Origin of the sequence: Sphingobacterium sp. T2, assembly GCF_000814685.1 — a bacterium.
In the GTDB taxonomy this organism is placed as follows: Bacteria; Bacteroidota; Bacteroidia; order Sphingobacteriales; family Sphingobacteriaceae; genus Sphingobacterium; species Sphingobacterium thermophilum.
The window spans coordinates 1-1,916 of record NZ_JXAC01000206.1 but is presented as its reverse complement, the minus strand read 5'-3'; the positions used below and the strand labels follow the sequence as shown (position 1 = coordinate 1,916).

Here is a 1,916-nt window from a genome sequence, read left to right as displayed (position 1 = left end):
GCCATCAAACAGCTACCCGCGTCGGTCATCTCTCGCCTGCTCAAGCTCCTAGAAAAAGAACGGTAAAATCTTAGAACGTAACAGTACCGCAACAGACATMACAACTCCTAAATTAAAAAACGAGCCTCTCAATGTGCAAGAGAGGCGTCTGCTTGGTGACCCCGGAGAGATTCGAACTCTCGACCCACTGATTAAGAGTCAGTTGCTCTACCAACTGAGCTACGGAGTCTTGATTTGACGACTTAAAAGTAAACTAACATCTAGGAGAAAATCAAATAAATCTATCAGGAAATATCAACATTGTGACAAAAAGATGAAAAGGAGTAACACTACTTCCTCCGCACTCTAATAAATATCCCCACTTAAAAAACACCCTTGTGACTCGACCTTTATTTTTTCCTATTGAATATTAACTACTTGCCTACACTTAACCTCATTATGACAATAAATTGACGTTTTGACTTTTTTAATAAATTGGTCAGACATATATTTGTGTTGTCAAAACAACTAAATATAATTGCTATGAAAAAAGTTTTACTTACATTGACTGCTATCGCTGGATTGACAGCAGCTTCTTATGCTCAAGAAGGTTTCGGTAAAGGAAATGTATTGGTTGAAGGTAACTTGGGTTTAAGCACAACTGACAACAAAACTACAGAAGTTAAAGAAACAACATTTAAATTCACTCCAAAAGTTGGATACTTCTTTACAGATAAACTTGCTGCCGGTGTAAACTTCAATGTTGCATCTTCTACAAACGACAAATACGGCATCGACACTAAAAACAAATCCAATACTTTTGGTGCAGGAATATTCGGTCGTTACTATTTCTTAGAATTAGGTTCTCGTTTCAAGACCTATGCTGAAGTAAATGCAGATTACAATACACAAAAATCTGAAATTACTGTAGCAAACAACACCGCAGAAAGCCCGAAAGTAAAATCTTTCGGAATCAACGGAGGTGTAGGTGCAAACTACTTCTTGACAGATAAAATTGCGATCAACTTCGCCTTGTCAAATGTTATAGGCTACAATACCTCAAAAGTAGACACAGACGGTGCTAAAGCTACTAACAGCTTTGGAATGAACTTAAATCAATACAATAACTTCTTCGATGCAGCTACTTTTGGTTTGACATTCAAATTCTAATCATGTGTTGATTTAAAATAGCAAAGGACAGCCTAAGTGCTGTCCTTTGTTGTTTACGGCTAATTTTGTAGCCCCGAGCAGAATCGAACTGCTATCAAAAGTTTAGGAAACTTCTATTCTATCCATTGAACTACGGGGCCAGCTGAGGTCAAAAATAGAAAACACCTAACTGAAAACAAAGACCTATTTAAAATTTGGCATAACCATAAATATAAGCAATATTTTACCATAAAAAATATAGACAACCTCAATGATGCATAGGTAATATTTATACTTTTCAATGAGAAGATTTCATACCTTTGTGGCACATTAAAAGAAGATACAATTATGAGTTTCGTAGGTAAAAATTTCCCGAACATTACAGTTGACGCTATTGACTATTTAGGTGATTACATTTCACTTAACATTTTCGAGAAAGCACAAAAAGAAAACAAAAAAATCTTATTATTCTGGTATCCTAAGGACTTTACTTTCGTATGTCCTACAGAGTTACATGCTTTCCAAGCAGCTAAAGAAGAATTCGAAAAACGTAACACTATCGTTATCGGTGCTTCTTGCGACACCAACGAAGTACACTTCGCTTGGTTAAACACACCGAAAGACAACGGCGGTATCGAAGGTGTAGAATACCCTATCATCGCAGATACTAACCGCAACTTGTCTAGCATCTTAGGCATCTTGGATGTTAAAGAAGTAGAACACCCAGAATATGGCACTTTAGCTGAAGGTTCAGCTGTAACTTACCGTGCTACTTACTTGATCGATGA

2 protein-coding genes and 2 tRNA genes are annotated in these 1,916 nt (G+C 36.8%); 2 read left to right on the top strand and 2 right to left on the bottom strand.

Going from position 1 to position 1,916, the window contains the following annotated elements; genetic code table 11:
• Nucleotides 1-153 precede the first annotated feature (153 nt).
• Nucleotides 154-229, bottom strand: a tRNA-Lys gene (locus SD31_RS12145).
• 293 nt (nt 230-522) lie between these two features.
• On the opposite strand from SD31_RS12145, the gene SD31_RS12140 reads away from it, so the two are divergent.
• A complete protein-coding gene (locus tag SD31_RS12140) occupies nt 523-1,149 on the top strand; it encodes an outer membrane beta-barrel protein (protein ID WP_039054332.1) in 627 nt (208 codons plus the stop codon).
• 68 nt (nt 1,150-1,217) lie between these two features.
• On the opposite strand, the gene SD31_RS12135 is transcribed toward SD31_RS12140, so the two are convergent.
• Nucleotides 1,218-1,289, bottom strand: a tRNA-Arg gene (locus SD31_RS12135).
• Between the two features lie 187 nt (nt 1,290-1,476).
• Here SD31_RS12135 and SD31_RS12130 point away from each other — a divergent pair.
• A partial coding sequence (locus SD31_RS12130; RefSeq protein WP_039054331.1) for a redoxin domain-containing protein occupies nt 1,477-1,916 on the top strand: 440 nt, incomplete at its 3' end.

Excerpts from the sequence above, each read along its gene's own strand:
- SD31_RS12140 (WP_039054332.1), top strand. The coding sequence starts at position 523 with ATGAAAAAAGTTTTACTTACATTGACTGCTATCGCTGGATTGACAGCA.